Annotated in this window: 15 protein-coding genes; 6 read left to right on the top strand and 9 right to left on the bottom strand. The window is 68.0% G+C overall.

The window, feature by feature from the left end:
• Positions 1-13 precede the first annotated feature (13 nt).
• Positions 14-1,456 (top strand): metalloprotease TldD, encoded by a 1,443-nt coding sequence (tldD, locus tag GLA29479_RS20140; RefSeq protein ID WP_057972641.1) that lies wholly within the window; start codon positions 14-16, stop codon positions 1,454-1,456.
• A gap of 70 nt (positions 1,457-1,526) precedes the next feature.
• Here the strand turns inward: tldD and yjgA are convergent, their stop codons facing one another.
• The gene (gene yjgA / locus GLA29479_RS20135; RefSeq protein ID WP_057917462.1) at positions 1,527-2,111 is read right to left on the bottom strand and encodes a ribosome biogenesis factor YjgA; all 585 of its coding nucleotides are present in this window, start codon (positions 2,109-2,111) and stop codon (positions 1,527-1,529) included.
• 96 nt (positions 2,112-2,207) lie between these two features.
• Between yjgA and pmbA the strand changes: the two genes are divergently transcribed.
• The 4 genes from pmbA to GLA29479_RS20115 all read left to right on the top strand — a co-directional run bounded on the left by pmbA (position 2,208) and on the right by GLA29479_RS20115 (position 6,946).
• Positions 2,208-3,578: a metalloprotease PmbA gene (gene pmbA / locus GLA29479_RS20130; RefSeq protein ID WP_057973288.1), complete on the top strand. Its 1,371-nt coding sequence runs from the start codon at positions 2,208-2,210 to the stop codon at positions 3,576-3,578.
• A gap of 145 nt (positions 3,579-3,723) precedes the next feature.
• Positions 3,724-5,220, top strand: a complete 1,497-nt coding sequence (locus GLA29479_RS20125) for a DUF1800 domain-containing protein (RefSeq protein WP_057972640.1) — start codon at positions 3,724-3,726, stop codon at positions 5,218-5,220.
• A gap of 1 nt (position 5,221) precedes the next feature.
• Positions 5,222-6,361: a DUF1501 domain-containing protein gene (locus GLA29479_RS20120; protein WP_057972639.1), complete on the top strand. Its 1,140-nt coding sequence runs from the start codon at positions 5,222-5,224 to the stop codon at positions 6,359-6,361.
• Between the two features lie 237 nt (positions 6,362-6,598).
• A complete protein-coding gene (locus tag GLA29479_RS20115) occupies positions 6,599-6,946 on the top strand; it encodes a DUF4870 domain-containing protein (RefSeq protein ID WP_031372524.1) in 348 nt (115 codons plus the stop codon).
• Between the two features lie 103 nt (positions 6,947-7,049).
• Here GLA29479_RS20115 and ispA read toward each other — a convergent pair whose 3' ends face one another.
• The 3 genes from ispA to tilS form a co-directional block, all read right to left on the bottom strand.
• Entirely contained in the window at positions 7,050-7,931 is an 882-nt protein-coding gene (gene ispA / locus GLA29479_RS20110) for a (2E,6E)-farnesyl diphosphate synthase (protein ID WP_057972638.1), read from the bottom strand.
• Complete coding sequence (locus GLA29479_RS20105) at positions 7,924-8,208, bottom strand: exodeoxyribonuclease VII small subunit (RefSeq protein ID WP_057972637.1); 285 nt, start codon at positions 8,206-8,208, stop codon at positions 7,924-7,926. The genes ispA and GLA29479_RS20105 overlap by 8 nt, the downstream gene beginning before the upstream one ends.
• A gap of 133 nt (positions 8,209-8,341) precedes the next feature.
• Positions 8,342-9,640, bottom strand: a complete 1,299-nt coding sequence (gene tilS, locus GLA29479_RS20100) for a tRNA lysidine(34) synthetase TilS (protein ID WP_057972636.1) — start codon at positions 9,638-9,640, stop codon at positions 8,342-8,344.
• Between the two features lie 108 nt (positions 9,641-9,748).
• On the opposite strand from tilS, the gene GLA29479_RS20095 reads away from it, so the two are divergent.
• Positions 9,749-10,810, top strand: coding sequence for an NADH:flavin oxidoreductase/NADH oxidase (locus GLA29479_RS20095; RefSeq protein WP_057972635.1), 1,062 nt, complete (start codon positions 9,749-9,751; stop codon positions 10,808-10,810).
• A gap of 21 nt (positions 10,811-10,831) precedes the next feature.
• Here the strand turns inward: GLA29479_RS20095 and GLA29479_RS20090 are convergent, their stop codons facing one another.
• The 5 genes from GLA29479_RS20090 to GLA29479_RS24865 form a co-directional block, all read right to left on the bottom strand.
• A complete protein-coding gene (locus GLA29479_RS20090; protein WP_057972634.1) occupies positions 10,832-11,608 on the bottom strand; it encodes a transglycosylase domain-containing protein in 777 nt (258 codons plus the stop codon).
• 24 nt (positions 11,609-11,632) lie between these two features.
• Positions 11,633-12,592 carry an acetyl-CoA carboxylase carboxyltransferase subunit alpha gene (locus GLA29479_RS20085; protein WP_057917470.1) on the bottom strand — a complete coding sequence of 320 codons (960 nt, stop codon included), beginning with the start codon at positions 12,590-12,592 and terminating at the stop codon, positions 11,633-11,635.
• Between the two features lie 161 nt (positions 12,593-12,753).
• Entirely contained in the window at positions 12,754-16,278 is a 3,525-nt protein-coding gene (dnaE, locus tag GLA29479_RS20080; RefSeq protein WP_057972633.1) for a DNA polymerase III subunit alpha, read from the bottom strand.
• A gap of 356 nt (positions 16,279-16,634) precedes the next feature.
• Positions 16,635-17,264, bottom strand: coding sequence for a DUF1232 domain-containing protein (locus GLA29479_RS20075; RefSeq protein WP_144436648.1), 630 nt, complete (start codon positions 17,262-17,264; stop codon positions 16,635-16,637).
• An 836-nt stretch (positions 17,265-18,100) separates the two neighbouring features.
• Complete coding sequence (locus GLA29479_RS24865; RefSeq protein WP_144436647.1) at positions 18,101-18,319, bottom strand: hypothetical protein; 219 nt, start codon at positions 18,317-18,319, stop codon at positions 18,101-18,103.
• Positions 18,320-18,344: the final 25 nt, after the last annotated feature.

The raw sequence follows: 18,344 nt of genomic DNA, 5'->3' as shown, positions 1-18,344 counted from the left end.
CCATGGTTCCGATATGACCCTTCCCCTGCAGATCGCCGAAAACCGCCTCTTGTTGCCCGCCGGGCTCGATGCCGGCGGCCTGGAGCGCAGCTTCGGCACCTTGCTCGGGCCGGGCATCGATTTCGGCGACCTGTATTTCCAGCATTCGCGCCGCGAGAGCTGGAGCGTCGAGGACGGCATCGTCAAGGACGGCTCGCATTCGATCGAGCAGGGCGTCGGCGTGCGCGCGATCAGCGGCGAGAAGACCGGCTTCGCCTATTCCGACGAGATCAACAGCGAGGCCTTGTTGGCGGCATCGCGGTCGGCGCGCGCGATCGCCCGCGACGGCCATGCGCAATCGGCGAAGACGCTGGTGCGCGGCGGCGGGCGTTCGCTGTACCCGAGCGAAGATCCGATCGACTCGATCGGCAACGAAACCAAGGTCGAGGCGCTGCGCCGTATCGACAAGCTGCTGCGCGCGGCCGACCCGAGGGTCAAGCAGGTCATCGTCAGCCTCAGCGGCGGCATCGACACGATCCTGGTGGCGCGCAGCGACGGTGTGCTCGGCGCCGACGTGCGTCCGCTGGTCCGCCTCAACGTGCAGATCATCGTCGAACACAACGGCCGCCGCGAAAGCGGTTATGCCGGCGGCGGCGGCCGCTACAGCTACGCCGAACTGCTCGGCGGCGACAAGCCCGACCGGCTCGCGCGCGAGGCCCTGCGCCAGGCGCTGGTGAACCTGGAGGCGATCGATGCGCCGGCCGGGATCATGCCGGTCGTGCTAGGCCCGGGCTGGCCCGGCGTGTTGTTGCACGAGGCGGTCGGCCACGGCCTGGAAGGCGATTTCAACCGCAAGGGCACCTCGACCTATGCCGGCCGCATGGGCCAGCGTGTGGCTTCGCCGGGCGTGACCATCGTCGACGACGGCACCCTCGACGGCCGCCGCGGTTCGCTCAACATCGACGACGAAGGCACGCCGACCAACTGCACCACCCTGATCGAGGACGGCGTCCTGGTCGGCTATATGCAGGACACCCTCAATGCGCGCTTGATGGGCATGGCGCCGACCGGCAACGGCCGCCGCGAGTCCTTCGCCCATCTGCCGATGCCGCGCATGACCAACACCTACATGCTCGCCGGCCAGCACGATCCGGAAGAGATGATCCGCTCGGTCAAGAAAGGCCTGTACGCGGTCAACTTCGGCGGCGGCCAGGTCGACATCACCAGCGGCAAGTACGTGTTTTCGGCGACCGAGGCCTATCTGATCGAAGACGGCAAGGTCACCGCGCCGGTCAAGGGCGCGACTCTGATCGGCAACGGCCCGGAGACGATGCAGAAGGTGCGCATGATCGGCCACGATCTCGCGCTCGACGAAGGCGTCGGCGTGTGCGGCAAGGACGGGCAGAGCGTGCCGGTCGGCGTCGGCCAGCCCTCGCTGTTGATCGAAGGCCTGACCGTGGGTGGCACCAGCGCGTGAATCGGCGCGTGGCCCATGCATCCCTTCTTCCGTGCCTGGAAGAAGGGCTCAGGGCCGCGGCTCGCGACAATCAATCGTCGTCGCTGTCACTGTCCAGGGAGTCGTCACGGTTGTCGCGATCGTCGCTCGCGGCGCCCGCGCCGAGGATCACCTCGCGCAGTTCGCGATACAGCTCGCGGAACGAATGCGGCGGTTTGTTGCGCTTGCGCTCTTCCAGCGTGTTGCGCGCGAGTTGGCGCAGACGCTGGCGATCGGCCTGCGGGTATTCGTCGAGCAACGCGGCCAGCGCCGTATCGCCTTCGGCGAGCAGGCGTTCGCGCCAGTTCTCGATGCGGTGCATCGCCGCGACCTCGCGCCGCGCCGCTTCGCCGTCCTCGTCGAGGGCATCGCGGATCGCTTCGAGCACCTCGTCGTCCTCGCGCCGCATCTGCTTGGCCAGGAACGCCAACTGGCGCTTGTGGGCGATGTTGGCGGTGATGCGCTTGCAATCGCGGATGTGCGGCAGCAAGGACTCGGGCACCGGCAGCTTGGACAGCTGGGCCTCGGTCAAGGACACCAGTTTCTCGCCCAGGGCCAGCACCTCCAGCGCCTCGCGCCGGTTCTGGCTCCGGCTGGGGCTGAGGAACTCGCCGGTTTCTTCGTCTCTGCCGCGCATCGCAAAACACCTCTCGTACCGTCAAACTGACCTGAATTCCCGCGCCGCCGACGCGCCGCGTACCGCAAGGATAAGACATTGAACGCAGTCGCCCTCATTCCGACCGCTTCGGCCCACACTTTCGCCGACCCCGAGGCGCGCCTGGACCTGCTCGCCGACCTGTCCCAGCGCCTGCTGGCGGCCGCCAAGGCCCGCGGCGCCAGCCAGGCCGAGGTTTCCTGCTCGGAGGAGGCGGGGCTGAACGTGAACGTGCGCATGGGCGAGGTCGAGACGGTAGAGGCCACCCGCGACCGCGGCATCGCCGTCACCGTCTATTTCGGCCAGCGCAAGGGCAGCGCCAGCACCGCCGACCTGCGCGACGAGAGCCTGGAGGCCACGGTCGAGCAGGCCTGCGCCATCGCCCGTTACACCGAGGACGACGTCTCCGCCGGCCTGGCCGATGCGGCCCTGATGGCGAGCGATCTGCGCGATTTCGACAGCTGGCACCCCTGGGCGATCGACGCCGACCACGCCGTCGAGCTGGCCCTGGCCTGCGAAACCGCCGGCCGCGACTACGACGCGAGGATCGAGAACTCCGACGGCGCTTCGGTCGGCACCGGCGCCAGCCTCGGCGTGTACGCCAACTCGCACGGCTTCGTCGGCCGCGAGCGCAGCACCCAGCACAGTTTCGGTTGCGCGATGATCGCCGGCCGCGGCGACGCCATGCAGCGCGACGGCTGGTACAGCTCGGCCTTGGCCGCCGACGACCTGGAATCGGCCGCCAGTGTCGGTCGCAAGGCCGGCGAACGCACCATCGCCCGGCTGGCCCCCCGGCAGATCGCCACCGGCGAATACCCGGTGCTGTTCGCCGCGGAAAGCGCGCGCTCCCTGATCGGTCATCTGCTCAGCGCGATCAGCGGCGGCGCCTTGTACCGCCAGGCCAGCTTCCTGCTCGACAGTGTCGGTACCCAGTTGTTCCCGTCGTGGTTCCAGATCGAGGAGCAGCCGTTCCTGCATCGCGGCCTGCGTTCGACTTCCTTCGACGCCGAAGGCGTGGCGACGCGCGAATCGGCCATCGTCAGCGGCGGTGTGCTGGAGCGTTACGTGCTCGGCAGCTATTCGGCGCGCAAGCTCGGCCTGCAGACCACGGCCAACGCCGGCGGCGTGCACAACCTGCAGGTCGCGGCGAACGCCGGCGACTTCTCCTCGATGCTGCGCGACACCGGTCGCGGCCTGCTGGTCACCGAATTGATGGGGCAGGGCGTCAACACCGTGACCGGCGATTACTCGCGCGGCGCCGCCGGTTTCTGGATCGAGAACGGCCAGATCCAGTATCCGGTCGACGGCATCACCATCGCCGGCAATCTGCGCAAGATGTTCGCCGCGGTCGAAGCGGTCGGCAGCGATGTCGATTACCGCTCGCACGTGCGCACCGGTTCGATCCTGGTCGGCCGCATGACCGTCGCCGGCGAATCGGCCGACGAATGACCCGCGAACATGAACCGGCGAGGATGAGATCGCGAGAATGAGATCGGGTTAGCGGAATCAGGATCGCGCGGCCGAACCGGCCCGATCCCGTCAACGCAAGCGGCATCGAGGCGTTCATCCTGGAAGTCCACTCCAGGGAGGCCGCATGAGTGCAAGCAAGGCGACGGCCGCCAATCGTTTCGGGCTCGGCGCCAAGCCGGGCGAACTCGAAGGCAGCGGCGACGGCCGCGAGATTCTGCTCGCGCAACTGCGCGAGCCGCCCCCGCTCGACGAATTTCACGGCCTGCCCAGCAGCGCCGTGACGATGACGCGCGAATACGAACAGCTTAGCGCCGCGCGCGCAGGCCGGGTCAAGGCCGCGCCTGCGGCGATGGGCGATAACGCGTCGATGCCGCAGATGAGCGGCGGAGATGCGATGGCGCCGGTTCAGCCTGCGGGCCAGGCCGTCGACGTCGACCAGGCCGGCGAACGCGCCGACCAGATGCGGCGCGAACTGCGCCGTCGCCAGCTCGATGAGTTCGCCGCCCGTTATCGCCATGCTTCGCGCACCGACCGGCCCTTCGTCGAGCGCCTGACCCAGTTCTGGTCGAATCATTTCGCGGTCTCGATCGACAAGGGCGATACGCGCCTGTACGCCGCGGCGATGGAGCGCGAAGCGATCCGTCCGCATGTGCTGGGCCGGTTCGAGGACATGCTGCTCGCGGTCGAAAGCCATCCGGCGATGCTGCGATATCTCGACAATTCGATTTCGATCGGCAACGACTCGGCGGCGGCGCAACGCGCCGAACTGATGCGGCGCGAACGGCGCGGGCTCAACGAGAACCTCGCCCGCGAGATCCTCGAACTGCATACGCTGGGCGTCGACGGCGGTTACCGCCAGGACGACGTGCTCGAGCTGGCGCGCGCGATCACCGGTTGGAGCACCTTCAATTCGCGCGAAGCCAAGGCCGCAGGCGAGCGCATTCCCGACAACGCCTTCACCTTCCGCAAGGCTTCGCACGAACCCGGCGAACGCCAGGTGCTCGGCCGCCGTTACGCCGAAGGCGGCGTCGAGCAGGGGCGCGCGGTCTTGGCCGACCTGGCCAAGCATCCGTCCACCGCCCATCACCTGAGTTTCAAGCTCGCCCGCCATTTCGTCGCCGACCAGCCGCCGCCGGCGCTGGTCAAGCGCATGGCCCAGGCGTATCTGAGCCATGACGGCGATCTGCGCGCGCTGTACCGGGCGTTGGTCGAAAGCCAGGAGTCGTGGGCGGACAGTGCGCGCAAGTTCAAGACGCCGAACGATTTCGTGGTCTCGGCCTTGCGCGCCGGCGAGTTGCCGGTCGGCAACGACGCGCGCGCCCTGATCAACCTGCTGTCGAGCCTCGGCCAGCCGGTGTTCACCCCGCGTTCGCCGGCGGGCTTTCCCGACACCGCCGCCGACTGGAGCAGCCCGGACGGTCTGTGGAAGCGCATCCAGGCGGCGCAAATGCTCGCCGCGCGCATCGACCCGAAGGCGTCGGCGCCTTATCAATGCGCGGTGTCGGTGCTCGGCAACGCCGCGGTCGAAGGCGATTTCGCCATCGGCCTGCGCCGCGCCGGTTCGTTGCGGGACGGCTATGCGTTGTTGTTCGCCAGCCCCGCTTTCCAATGGAGGATCTGAGATGGATTCGCAACGCCGAGGTCTGTTGGCTGCATTCGGCGCGAGCGCACTGCTGACCCTGTTCCCGAACGCCTCGCGCGCCGCCGGCGACGATGCCGATACGCGTTTCCTGTTGGTGTTGTTGCGCGGCGGGCTCGATGGCCTGCATCTGCTGCCGCCTTACGCCGATCCGGTGTACGCCGCCTTGCGCGGCGCCGGTGCGGTGGCCGATCCGATCCGCATCGACGCGATGTTCGGCCTGCATCCGGCGATGCAGCAGACCGCGGCGATGTACCGCGACAAGCAACTGCTGCCGATCGTCGCGATCGCGCCGCCGTATCGCGCGCGTTCGCATTTCGACGCCCAGGACTGCCTGGAGAACGGCACCGCGCGGCCGAACGGCGCGCGCGACGGCTGGCTCGGCCGCTGCGTGCAGGCCTTGCCCAGCGAAGCCGGTTTCGCGGTCGCGGCGGTGATGCCGCTGGCGCTGCGCGGCAGCGAGCGCACCAGCAACTGGTGGCCGCCGCTGCCGAAAGGCGTCGACCCGCTGCTGCTGCAGCAATTGCAGCCGCTGTACGCCGCCGATGCGCGGCTCAGCGAGACCTTCGAGCAATCCACCCGTTCGGCGGCTCTGGCCCGCGAAGGCAAGGGCGCGTTCGCCCTGCCCGAGGCGATGCGCGTTGCCGCCGAGCGCATGAGCGCGGCCGGCGGGCCGCGGATCGGTTTCGTCGAAGACACCGGTTGGGACAGCCATCGCAATCAGGCGCCGCAGTTGGCGCGCAAACTGGCCGAACTCGATCGCGGCCTGGCTGCGGCGCGCGAAGGTTTCGGCTCGGCATGGCCACGCACGGTGGTGGCGGTGGTGACCGAGTTCGGCCGCACCGCGGCGATCAACGGCACCGGCGGCACCGACCACGGCACCGGCGGCATGGCCCTGCTGTGCGGCGGCGCGGTGCGCGGCGGCCGCATCGGCGGCGATTGGCCCGGCCTGGGGGCGGCGCAACTCAACGAGGGGCGCGACCTGCGCGCGACCAGCGACCTGCGCAGCCTGTTCAAGGGCATCGCCATCGAACACCTGGGGCTCGCCGAGGGCGTGCTGGAAAAACGCGTGTTTCCGGACAGCCGTGGCATCTCGCCGCTGGCGGGTTGGCGGGTGGGCTGAGCGGCGGCAGCTACGACCGGGTACGGAGTTCGGCGTCCGCTAGGCGGGCCGAGGTCCGCGTTCGCAGCCTCGCGTGATGGCCGGAAATCGTCCCGGCCGACGTTGCCTCGCCGGTGCGTATAACGCGGATCGGCGTGGTTAACTGTGACGAAGAAAGGTTTATGATGACCATTAGGGGGCCGAGCCGTGGGCGCGGAACTTTTCTATCGACACCATCCAACACGTAGGGGAAGCGTAATGAACGATATCAGTCAGGACGAAAAGACTTGGGGCATGCTGGCTCATCTGAGCACGCTGGTCGGTTTGATTATTCCCTTCGGCTCCGTCCTCGGTCCGCTGGTCGTTTGGTTGATCAAGAAGGACACCATGCCGTTCGCGGCAGAACAGGGCAAGGAAGCGCTGAACTTCAACATCACCGTGTTGATCGCTTTCATCGTCAGCGCGATCCTGACCATCGTGCTGATCGGTTTCCTGCTGATGCTGGCCGTCGGCCTGGCCTGGCTGGTCCTGACGATCATGGCCGCACTGGCCGCGAACAAGGGCGAGTCCTACCGCTATCCGATGACGCTGCGCCTGGTCAACTGATCGCGCGCTTCATCGCGGCACGACAAAGGCGGACTTCGGTCCGCCTTTGTTTTGGGCGATGTTTTGGCAGTGCCCGCGTTGATTACGAGCGCGCGAAGCCGGGTCAGCGATCGCGTTCGATCGCCATGCGGCCGAGGGCGCGCAGGGCGTGGGCGCGCTCGCCGAACGGCTCCAGCGCTTGGTTCATCGCTTGCGCGAGTTCGTCCAGGCGCGCGCGCGAGGCGTCCAGGCCGATCAGCGCGGGGAACGTCGATTTATCCTGCGCGGCGTCCTTGCCCACGGTCTTGCCGAGGGTCTGGCTGTCGCTTTCGACATCGAGGATGTCGTCGCGCACCTGGAAGGCCAGGCCGAGCGCGCGCGCATAGCGGTCCAATGCGTCCAGCGAAGCCGGATCGGCGTCGCCGCACAGCGCGCCCATGCGCACCGCGGCGCGGATCAGGGCGCCGGTCTTGAGCGCGTGCACGCGCTCCAGCGCGGCCAGGTCCAGGCGCGCGCCCGAACCGGTGGCGTCGATGTCGAGCGCCTGGCCGCCGCACATGCCGGCGACGCCGGCGGCTTCGGCCAGGGTGCGCAACAGGGCGACGCGGGTGCGGTCGTCGCTGTCGGTGTCGGCGAGCACGGCGAAGGCCAGGGACTGCAGCGCATCGCCGGCGAGAATCGCGGTGGCTTCGTCGAAGGCCACGTGCACGGTGGGCTGGCCGCGGCGCAGCTCGTCGTCGTCCATCGCCGGCAGATCGTCGTGGACCAGCGAATAGGCGTGGATCAGTTCGACCGCCGTGGCCGGACCATCGAGCACCGACGGCGCGACCTCGAACAGGGCGCCGCTGGCGTGGACCAGCAGCGGGCGCATGCGCTTGCCGCCGAGCAGCACCGCGTGCCGCATCGCCATGTGCAGCAGGCGCGGTTCGTGATCGGGCGAAGGCAGCGCACGCGCAAGCGCGGCGTCGGCGCGTTCGCGCCAATCGCGCAAGCTGCCGTCAAGCATCGGTGTCGTTGCCCGGGTGGCCTGGGTTATTGGTTTGGGCGAACGGTTCGGCGCCGGCCGGGTCCTGCGGATCGGTCAGCAGGCGCACGCGCAGTTCCGCCTGTTCCAGCGCGGTCTGGCAACGCCGGTACAGGCCGACGCCGCGTTCGTACGCGGCCAGCGAATCTTCCAGGCTCATCTCGCCGTGTTCCATCTTGTCGACGAGTTGCTCGAGCGCGTCGAGCGACTGTTCGAAATCGGCGACGGGCGAGGCTTCGGTAGGGGTTTTACGGGCCATGTGAGAAGTGTGCGGCGGGGGAGGGGCAGGGTCAATGCGGCGGCGCATGCGCGGCGGCGCCCGGGTGTCGCAGCTTGCAGCGCCAAAGCGACCCGGGCCGCGATTCGAGAGCGCCAAGCGGCCGGTCCGCGCTTCAAGTCCAGAGCAGGCGCGCCCCGCGTTCGCGCAGCCAGGCGTCCATCCTCGCCGACAGCAGCAGGTCGCCGGCGGCCAGCAGTTCGCCGTCGAGTGTCGACAGCAGGGGCAAACGGCGCCGCTCCCAGGGCGGCACGCCGAGGCTCTGCAGCACCTGCTTGAGCGCGTGGCGGTGGCTGCGCCCGGGCAGGGCGATGCGTTCGCCGCCGCGGCGGGCATGGGCTAGGCAGGGCGCCGCGAACCGGTCGACGCCCTGCAGGCGCCACTCGCCGCCGTCGGGCAGCGGCAGGGCATCGTGGCCGTCCCATGCGGCGCTCCAGTCCTCGGCCAGGGCGGGGCGTTGGCGCTCGGCGTGCAGCAGGTCGCGCCAGGCGCGCACGACCGCGTCGTGCCAGGCGAATTCGGCTTCGGCGTCGGCGCGGGCATCGAGCAATTGCGATTCGATCCGGGCCACGCCCTCGGCCGGCAGCGGCGGCAGGCCGAGCGTGGCGATCCAGCGCCGCAACACCCGCGCGCGCCGGGCCATCGGCAGCGCGCGCAGGGACGATCGCGATAACGCCTGCGGGTCGAGGCTGCGCACCTCGGCCAGGGCGGTCGCGTCCTCGCTTTCCAGCAACTCGACGGCTTGTGCGTTCAAGTTCGCCGAGGTCGCGAACGCCGCATCGGTTTGCGGCCAGCGTTCGCGCAACACCGGCAGCACCCGGTGGCGGAGGAAATTGCGGTCGTAGCCGTGCTCGTCGTTGCTGGGGTCGTCGATCCATTGCAGCCGATGCGCCGCCGCATACGCCTGCAAGGCTGTGCGCGGCAGGTTCAGCAAGGGCCGCCACAGGCGGCCGCGGCCGCAATCGCGCCAGGTGCGCATCGCCGCCAGTCCGTCCGGCCCCGAGCCACGCAGCAGCCGCAGCAACACGGTCTCGGCCTGATCGTCGCGATGATGGGCGAGCAGCAGAGCCTCGCCTTCGCCCAGGCCGGCCGCGAAAGCGGCGTGGCGTGCGCGGCGGGCCGCGGCCTCCGGGCCGTCGCCGCCGCCGAGGGCAACCGATACCCGCGAAACGCTGAATTCCAGGCCGAGCCGGGCGCAGGTTTCGGCGCAATGCGCGGCCCAGGCATCGGCCTGCGGATGCAGCCCGTGATGCACGTGCCAGGCGCGCAGGCCCTGCGCCCTGGCTGGCGCGGAAGCCGCCAAAGCATGCAGCAGCACGCTCGAATCGAGGCCGCCGCTGTAACCCACGCACAGCGCCGTCGGCGGCAAAGCGCTCAGAGCTTGTGTGATCGCGTCGGCAGCATGCGGGGGCATCGCGGCATGGTGCCATGGCGGCGGGACGCAGCAACCCACCGATGATGCTGCGCCGGCCGGCGGGGACGATTAACGTCGTTTCTCCACATCCGTAGCAGAGAGATCAACGTGTCCCGGCTTTTCGCTCCACTGCCGCAACGATCGCTGAGATTGCGCAACCGCCTCGTCGTATCGCCGATGTGCCAGTACTCCGCCGTCGACGGGCTGCCGAACAACTGGCATCTGGTCCATCTGGGCAGCCGTGCGGTCGGCGGCGCCGGCCTGGTCATGACCGAGGCCTGCGCAGTGTCGCCGGAAGGGCGGATTTCCGCGGCCGACGCCGGTCTGTGGAATGCCTCGCAGGCCGAAGCCTGGCATCGCATCACCTGTTTCCTGCGCTCGCGCGAGGCGGTCGTCGGCGCGCAGCTCAACCATGCCGGGCGCAAGGCCAGCGTCGAAGCGCCATGGCTCGGCGGCCAGGCGGTGCCGGTGGATGCCGGCGGATGGACGCCGGTCGGCCCATCGTCGCTGCCGTTCCGCGAAGACTCGACGCCGCCGCGCGAACTGCAGCCGATCGAGATCCGCACCGTGGTCGACGATTTCGCCGCGGCCGCGCAACGCGCGCTGGATGCGTGTTTCCAATTGGTCGAGATCCACGCCGCGCACGGCTATCTGCTGCACCAGTTTCTGTCGCCGCTGTCGAACCGTCGCGACGACCGCTACGGCGGCAGTTTCGACAACCGCACGCGCCTGCTGCGCGAAGTGCTGGCGGCGGTGCGCGAGGTCTGGCCGGAGCGCTTGCCGCTGTGGCTGCGGATCTCCGCGACCGATTGGGCCGACGGCGGCTGGGACATCGAACAGAGCGTCGAGCTGGCGCGCATCGTCAAGGACCTCGGCGTCGACCTGATCGACGTATCCAGCGGCGGCCTGGTGCCGCACGCGCGGATCCCGAACGAACCCGGTTACCAGGTGCCGTTCTCGGCGCGGATTCGCCGCGAAGCCGGCATCGCCACCGGCGCGGTCGGCCTGATCACCGAAGCGGCCCAGGCCGAACGCATCGTCGCCGACGGCGAGGCCGATGTCGTGCTGCTGGCGCGGCAGTTATTGCGCGACCCGTATTTTCCGCATCGCGCCGCCCGCGAACTCGGCGCGACGACGCATGTGCCGGAGCAGTATCAGCGGGCTTGGTGAGATTTGCGGCTGCGGCGTTCTTCAGTTCGGCGACTTGCAGGCGATGGGCTTGAGCCGCGTCAGTTGCCGCATCGGGTCGCCGTCGATCGCAGTCGGATCGGATTTGGCGAGGGCGATGGCGAAACGCGTGCGGAAGTCGGCCGCATCGCAATAAGGATCGATATAGCCCGGGGAGAACTTCAGACTCAAAAGCGCGACGGTCTCTGCCTGGCTCAGGTTTTCTGCCGGCGCGCCGAAATAAGCTTGCGCCGCTTCGTCCAAGCCCGTGGTGCCACGCCCGTAATCGGCGTGTTCGAGCACCATGTCGAGCATGCGCGTCGCCGGCCATTCGCGGCTGAGCCTTATGGGCAATGCGAGGCTTTGAAAATGCCGGTCGTACGAAGGCTGCGAAAGTGCCTCTACGTTCGAACCCATGCTGCTGTCGTGGACGATATGCGGCAATGGCGGTTCTGCCTGCCGTTCGATCAGGTCGCCGGTGTAATTGGAAGCAATGTCGAGCAACTGCAGGTCGGCCGGGTTCTGAAGCTCCTCGCTCGGGTTTAGGAAGTAACGTGCCCCGAACGCCAGAGCGGTGACCGGGTAGCTGATCGCGTTGAACTTGCGCACCGAGATCTCGCCGCGGCCGCCGAACTGATTCCACAGCAGGGTCCGGGTCGAGTCCGGGTATTGCCTGCTCGGGCCCGGCAGTTGCCCGGGCAGATCGCGCGCGCCGTACCAATAGACGCCTTGCAGCAACAGGCACAGCGCAGCGACCAGGGCGAATGCGCCGCCGAGCAGCCATTTGATCAGGACTTCCATGTCCGCGGTTCCGGTTCGCCGGTCTCAGGCGGCTTCGTAGGCGCCGTAGCCGCGCAGGCGCTCGTAGCGGCGCTGCATCAGGTCTTCGATCGGCAACGGCTCGAGCGCGTCGAGTTCGTTGAGCAGCACGGCCTTCAGGCGCGTGGCCATCTGTTTGGGATTGCGGTGGGCGCCGCCGATCGGCTCGCGCACGATCTTGTCGATCAGACCCAGCTCGTACAGGCGCTTGGCGGTCAGGCCGAGCTGCTCGGCCGCGTCCTTGGCCTTTTCCGCGGTCTTCCACAGGATCGAGGCGCAGCCTTCCGGGGTGATGACCGAGTAGGTGCTGTATTCGAGCATCAGGGTGCGGTCGCCGACGCCGATCGCGAGCGCGCCGCCGGAGCCGCCTTCGCCGATCACGGTGCAGATCACCGGGATCTTGAGTTCGGCCATTTCCAGCAGGTTGCGCGCGATCGCTTCGGACTGGCCGCGTTCTTCGGCGTCGATGCCGGGCCAGGCGCCGGCGGTGTCGATGAAAGTCAGCAGCGGCAGATGGAAGCGCTCGGCCAGCTTCATCAGGCGCAGCGCCTTGCGGTAGCCCTCCGGACGCGGCATGCCGAAATTGCGCTTGATCTTGCTCTTGGTGTCGCGGCCCTTCTGGTGGCCGATGATGACCACGCTGCGGCCGGCGATGCGGCCGAGGCCGCCGACGATGGCGGTGTCGTTGGCGAAGGCGCGGTCGCCGGCCAGTTCCTGGAACTCGTCGCACATCACCCGGATGTAATCGAGGGTGTAGGGGCGGGCCGGGTGGCGGGCCAACTGCGAGATCTGCCAGGAACTCAGGTCGCGGAAGATCTGCGCGGTGCGCAGGCGCAGCTTGTCCTGCAGGGTGTGGATTTCGGCGTCGATGTCGACGGCCGGGCCGCTGCTGGCGTGGCGCAGTTCCTGGATCTTGGCTTCCAGGTCGGCGATGGGCTGCTCGAAGTCGAGGTAATTCGGATTCATGCTCGGGCCGTTGGCCGGGTTGAGGCACAGTCTAGCCCAGGGCGGGGGACCGTACCGAGAGGCATGGGAGGGCGGGGAGGGGCAGAAACTAGCCGATAGGAACGAGTAACGAGTCGAGCCCCCGGCCGGAGCACTCGTTACTCGTTCCTCAGCACTCGTTCCTAGCTCTGAGCCCAGGGCTTAGACAAGGTCAGCTTGACCGCCTTCACGCCGGGCTGCGCGCGCAGGGTGCCGACCAGGTCGGCATCGACGCGCACCGACTGGGTGCCGTTGAGGTCGAGCATGCCGGCGGCGCCGTCGCGCAACAGGTCCAGGCGGATCGGGGTGGGGCCGGGGCGTTGCTTGGCGAGCAAGGCATCCACGCGCTGCCAGGTGCCGGGCACGCGCAGGTCCAGCCGCATCGACAGGCGCTGGGCGTGGCGCGAACACACCTGCGCGTAGTCCCAGCAACGCGCCGCGCGCAAGGCGAAGCCGCCGCTGAAAGCGTCCTCGCGCAAACCGCCCTGAATCACCAGCAGGCGGTCGCGGGCGAGCATCGAGGCGAACTCGCTGTAAGTCTCGGAGAAGAACGCGCACTCCAGGCGGCCGCGGCCGTCCTCGATCTGCACGAACATCTGGCTGTCGCCTTTCTTGCGCAGGCCGACCACCTGGCCGGCGACGATCACTTCCAGTTCCGGGCGCCAGCCGCTGCGCGCGCTCTCGGGACGTTTTTCCCAGATGCCTTCGAGTTCGCCCAGATCGGTGCCGACCAGGCTGCGCAATTCGTCGCGATAGGGATCGAAGGGATGGCCGCTGAGATAGTGGCCGAGGGTTTCGCGCTCGCCGTGCAGGATCTGTGCGAGCGGCCATTCGTCGGCTTGCGGCAGATCGAGATGCAGCGCCGGTGCGGCGGCCTCGAAACCGCCGAACAGCGAGACCTGGCCGGCGGCGCGCTCCTTGGCGAGCTGGTCGGTGGCCTTCAACACTTCCGGCAACTGCAGCATCAAGGTGGCGCGGTTGCGGCCGAGGCCGTCGAGTGCGCCGGCGTGGGCCAGCGCTTCGAGCGCGCGGCGGTTGAGCTTGCCGGTGTCGACGCGCTTGCAGAAATCGAGCAGATCGTCGAACGGGCCGGCACGGCGCGCTTCGACGATCGCTTCGCAGACGCCGCGGCCGACGCCCTTCACCGCGCCGAGGCCGTAACGGATCGTATTGGCGTCGATCGCCTCGAACATGTAGTCCGATTCGTTGACGTGCGGCGGCAGCACGGTCAGGCCCATGACCCGCGCTTCGTCGAGGAAGTTGACGACCTTGTCGGTGTTGTCCATGTCCGACGAGCAGGTCGCGGACATGAATTCGGCGGGGTAGTGACGCTTGAGCCAGCCGGTCTGATAGGCGACCAGCGCGTACGCGGCCGAGTGCGACTTGTTGAAGCCGTACTCGGCGAACTTCTCCATCAAGTCGAAGATCGGGCTGGCCTGCTTGGCCGGGATATTGCGCTCGGCGCAGCCGGCCTCGAACTTGGCGCGCTCCTTCGCCATTTCCTCGGGCTTTTTCTTGCCCATCGCGCGGCGCAGCATGTCCGCGCCGCCCAGCGAGTAGCCGGCCAGGACCTGGGCGATCTGCATCACCTGTTCCTGGTAGACGATGACGCCGTAGGTCGGCCCCAGCACCGGTTCCAGGCTGTCGTGCGGGTAGGTGACCTCGGCGTTGCCGTGTTTGCGGTCGACCCAGTCCTTGTCCATCCCCGAGCCCAGCGGGCCGGGACGGAACAGCGCGGCGAGCGCGATGATGTCTTCGAAGGTGTCGGGCTTGGCGCGCTTGAGCAGCTCGCGCATGCCGCGCGATTCGAACTGGAACACCGCGACCGTGTCGCCGCGCGCGAACAGCTCGTAGGTGGCCTGGTCGGTCAGCTCCAGCGCGGTGATGTCGAGCGGTTCCTGGCCTTCGCGGGCGCGACGCTTGTTGATCGCGCGCACCGCCCAATCGATGATCGTCAGCGTGCGCAGGCCGAGGAAGTCGAACTTGACCAGGCCGACGGCTTCGACGTCGTCCTTGTCGAACTGGGTCACCGGGCTCTTGCCGCGGCCCTCGCCGTCGTGTTCGGCGAACAGCGGGCAGAAGTCCGACAGCGGGCTCGGCGCGATCACCACGCCGCCGGCGTGTTTGCCGGCGTTGCGGGTCAGGTCTTCGAGCTCGCGCGCCAGATCGAGCAGGTCGCGCACGTCGTCTTCGCTGCGGTAGCGCGCGATCAGTTCGCTGGAGGCGAGCTCCGGATTCTTGATCGCCGCTTCCGACTCGCCCAGGGCGTCGTCGAGCGAGATGCCCAGGGTGTTCGGGATCAGCTTGGCGATGCCGTCGACGAAACCGTAGGGATGGCCGAGCACGCGGCCGGCGTCGCGCACCACCGCCTTCGCCGCCATGGTGCCGTAAGTGATGATCTGGCTGACGCGATCGCGGCCGTACTTCTGCGCGACGTAGTCGATGACCTCGTCGCGCCGGTCCATGCAGAAGTCGATGTCGAAGTCGGGCATCGACACGCGTTCGGGATTGAGGAATCGCTCGAACAGCAGGTCGTAGGGCAGCGGGTCGAGATCGGTGATGCCGAGTGCCCAGGCGACCAGCGAACCGGCACCGGAACCGCGGCCCGGGCCGACCGGGATCTCGTGGTCCTTGGCCCAGTTGATGAAGTCCGCAACGATCAGGAAGTAGCCGGGGAACCCCATCTTGATGATGACGTCCAGCTCGATTTCCAGGCGCTGGTCGTAGACCTCGCGGCTCTTGCCCGGCGCCAGCGGGTTCTTTTCCAGACGCTTGATCAGGCCTTCGCGCGATTGCGCGCGCAGCCAGGATTCGATGGTGTGCTCGTCCGGCACCGGGAAGTCCGGCAGCGCGTACTCGCCGAGCTTGAGTTCGACGTTGCAGCGCGTCGCCAATGCCAGAGCGTTGTCGACCGCGTCGGGCACGTCGGCGAACAGCTCGCGCATCTCCTCGGTCGACTTGACGTACTGCTCGGCGCTGTAGTCGCGCGGGCGCTTGGGATCGTCGAGTACGCGGCCGGAGGCGATGCACACGCGCGCTTCGTGCGCCTCGTAGCCTTCGCGGTCGAGGAAGCGGGCGTCGTTGCTGGCGATCAGCGGCAGGCCGCGTTTGCTGGCGGCCTGCATGGCGAAGGCATTGAAGGCCTCCTCGCCGTCGCGCTGGCTGCGGGTCAGTTCCAGGTGCAGGCGGTCGCCGAACACGCCTTGCCAGTCGACCAGCCAGGCATGGGCGAGCTCGACCCGGCTGCCGGCGGCCAGGCGGCCGGCCAGGCTATGACGGCCGGCGAGGGCGAACAGGCCCTGGTTGTCTTCGCGCAGCCATTCCGGGCGCAGCACCACGCCTTCGGTGCGGTGGCCTTCCATCCAGGCGCGGCTGAGCAGGCGCGACAGGGTCAGGTAGCCGCCGCGGTCGCGGCACAGCAGGGTCAGGCGCGAAGCGGTCTCGTTGCCGTCGGCCAGGCCGATGTCGGCGCCGATGATCGGCTTGATGCCGGCGCCCTCGCAGGCCTTGTAGAACTTGACCGTGGCGAACAGGTTGTCGATGTCGGTCAGCGCGACGGCCGGTTGGCCGAGCGCGACGCAGCGTTTGACCAGTTCGCCGATGCGGATCGTCGAATCGGCGAGCGAGTATTCGCTGTGCAGGTGAAGATGAACGAATGGAGCGGACATGCGTACCGTTTCTGCGGCCGTACCGGATGGATTCAAGCCGTGGGACGGCAAGCGGATTGCGTGCCGAACAGCAGGGTATCAGCCCGGTGGCCGGCGGCAAGCCTTGACAGGCTTGGATGGCCGCCCAGAGGGCGATCTCGCCGGGTTGCGACAAGGCCGTCTTCGGCCGGCGGCGGCGCGGTATCGCCCGTCGTTCATGGGCCGGGTTATCGGCCTGTTGATCGGCCCGTTTATTGGGCCCGTTGATCAGCCTGTTATTCGGCCTGTTATTCGGCACCGCGAGGCGCCGGCGAACCGGGCGCCGATGGCGGGCATCGGTGCCGATTCGTCGCGCCGGCGGGCGGGCCGGCCGGCGTTCAGGCGATCCGGAACACCGGTTCGGGCGAGCGTCCGTTCGCGTAATGGCTGTCGTTGACCCGGGCGTTGTGCTGCAACAGCGACAGCTCGGCGATGCGGTCGCGGACCCAGGCCGCCCGCTGTTCGGCGTCGTCGCCGCTCGGATGCTCGATCCGCCGGTAGACGCAGAAATCGCGGTAGTCCTCGGCCTCGGCGGCGAACGCCGGCCAGGTCAGTTCGATCAGCAGCACATCGTCGAGCAGGCCCAGCAGCGGCACCTTGTCGGGGATCAGGTCCTGGTCGTTGTCGACGTAGGCGAACAGCTTGGCCAGGCGGGCCCGCATCGCCGCATCGCTGTCCCAGGCCGGGTCGGCGGCCATCGCGCGCAGGTCCAGCAGGCTCTGCATGCGTTCGTCGACGACGCGGCGGGCTTCGCTCGCCGGCAGCGCCGCCAGCCAGCCGGCCAGGCGCTGCAGGCGCGCGGCGTCGACGCGCGCGGCATCGGGGTGCAATTCGTGCACCAGGGCATCGAAAGCGGCGATCGCGGCGGGAGTGATCGCCATGGCCGGCTCGTAGCCGACGCGGTTGCGCGGCAAGGCGCTATCGCGCTCGAACGGCAGCGGCTCGGAAGTCGGAGTGGGATGAGGCATGCGCATGAAACACCTCGCGTCCGGCCGGATAAGGAGGGCGGGATGCGCGCCGCGGGCCGAAGGCGACGCGAACCTGGAGAGCTTGCGAATTCACTCTGCGCCTGACGGCAGTGTGGGCGCGCCGGTATGAAGTCGTTGTGACCACTGGCACGGGATGCGTATTCAGCCGATGGGCGGTCGCGGTGGCGGGAACTTCGGCGGGGCTGTTGCCTTAAGGGTAGGAGCGGCGCGAGCCGCGACCGCGATGCAATGGCCTTGCGGCGCATCGATCCGCAAGAGGTATCGGTATCGGCAAAGGCAAAGGCAAAGGCAAAGGCAGAGCTTCCGTCCGCTGACGCGGCCGGGTTACTTTCTTTTGCTGGCCCAAAAGTCCGTCTGGATTCCCTTCGGTCAAAGGTAACCAAAGAAAAGGCCTTCCTTGCAAGGGCACAGGCCACGAGTGCGATGCCCGCGCCGGGATTTTCCGATAAGACGTCCCTGTCTTATCGGAAAACGGCGCACGTCCTGTGCGCCGCCCTCCGGGTCTCCACTTGACTGGTAAAGCGGCAAAGCAGATCAAAACCATGACAAGGCAATCGGAGTGGTTGCCGGTTCGTGCTTGCTCTTAGGGTAGGAGCGGCGCGAGCCGCGACCGTGAATCCCAGTTGGCGAAAACCTGTCGAAGCCATTTCGATACAAGGCTTTTAGCTCTGCCTCTGGCTGTGCGCCGCCGAGCACTCGCGAAGGCCATAGAAGACCCGGAGGGCGGCCCGCAGGGATGCGCGCCGTTTTTCATCGGGACAGGGATGTCCCGTATGTAGATCCCCGCGTCGGCATCGCTCATGCGGGCTGGTGATTCAAAGCAAAAGCAACTTCTTTGGTGACTTTTGACCGAAGGGAATCCAGACGGACTTTTGTTGCTTATGACTGAGAAAGTAACCCGCCGCTTTAGTGGCGGAAGCTTTTAGTGTTTGATCCTGATCTTGCTTGAGCGATGCGTCGCGAAACCGAAACAGCGCGGTCGCGGCTTGTGCCGCTCCTACCCTGCGACGGCACGCCGCTTCAATGCGTGACATCGGCGTTGTTGCTTCTGCGCGTCCC

It is taken from the genome of Lysobacter antibioticus (assembly GCF_001442535.1).
In the GTDB taxonomy this organism is placed as follows: Bacteria; Pseudomonadota; Gammaproteobacteria; order Xanthomonadales; family Xanthomonadaceae; genus Lysobacter; species Lysobacter antibioticus.
Note: the sequence above shows the minus strand (reverse complement) of the source record. Positions and strands in the feature narration are given on the sequence as shown.

Coding starts and splice junctions, on each gene's coding strand:
- GLA29479_RS20120 (WP_057972639.1), top strand. CDS start 5,222: ATGGATTCGCAACGCCGAGGTCTGTTGGCTGCATTCGGCGCGAGCGCA.
- GLA29479_RS24865 (WP_144436647.1), bottom strand. CDS start 18,319: ATGTCACGCATTGAAGCGGCGTGCCGTCGCAGGGTAGGAGCGGCACAA.
- GLA29479_RS20090 (WP_057972634.1), bottom strand. CDS start 11,608: ATGGAAGTCCTGATCAAATGGCTGCTCGGCGGCGCATTCGCCCTGGTC.
- dnaE (WP_057972633.1), bottom strand. CDS start 16,278: ATGTCCGCTCCATTCGTTCATCTTCACCTGCACAGCGAATACTCGCTC.
- yjgA (WP_057917462.1), bottom strand. CDS start 2,111: ATGCGCGGCAGAGACGAAGAAACCGGCGAGTTCCTCAGCCCCAGCCGG.
- GLA29479_RS20115 (WP_031372524.1), top strand. CDS start 6,599: ATGAACGATATCAGTCAGGACGAAAAGACTTGGGGCATGCTGGCTCAT.
- tilS (WP_057972636.1), bottom strand. CDS start 9,640: ATGCCCCCGCATGCTGCCGACGCGATCACACAAGCTCTGAGCGCTTTG.
- GLA29479_RS20085 (WP_057917470.1), bottom strand. CDS start 12,592: ATGAATCCGAATTACCTCGACTTCGAGCAGCCCATCGCCGACCTGGAA.
- GLA29479_RS20125 (WP_057972640.1), top strand. CDS start 3,724: ATGAGTGCAAGCAAGGCGACGGCCGCCAATCGTTTCGGGCTCGGCGCC.
- GLA29479_RS20075 (WP_144436648.1), bottom strand. CDS start 17,264: ATGCCTCATCCCACTCCGACTTCCGAGCCGCTGCCGTTCGAGCGCGAT.
- tldD (WP_057972641.1), top strand. CDS start 14: ATGACCCTTCCCCTGCAGATCGCCGAAAACCGCCTCTTGTTGCCCGCC.
- ispA (WP_057972638.1), bottom strand. CDS start 7,931: ATGCTTGACGGCAGCTTGCGCGATTGGCGCGAACGCGCCGACGCCGCG.
- GLA29479_RS20105 (WP_057972637.1), bottom strand. CDS start 8,208: ATGGCCCGTAAAACCCCTACCGAAGCCTCGCCCGTCGCCGATTTCGAA.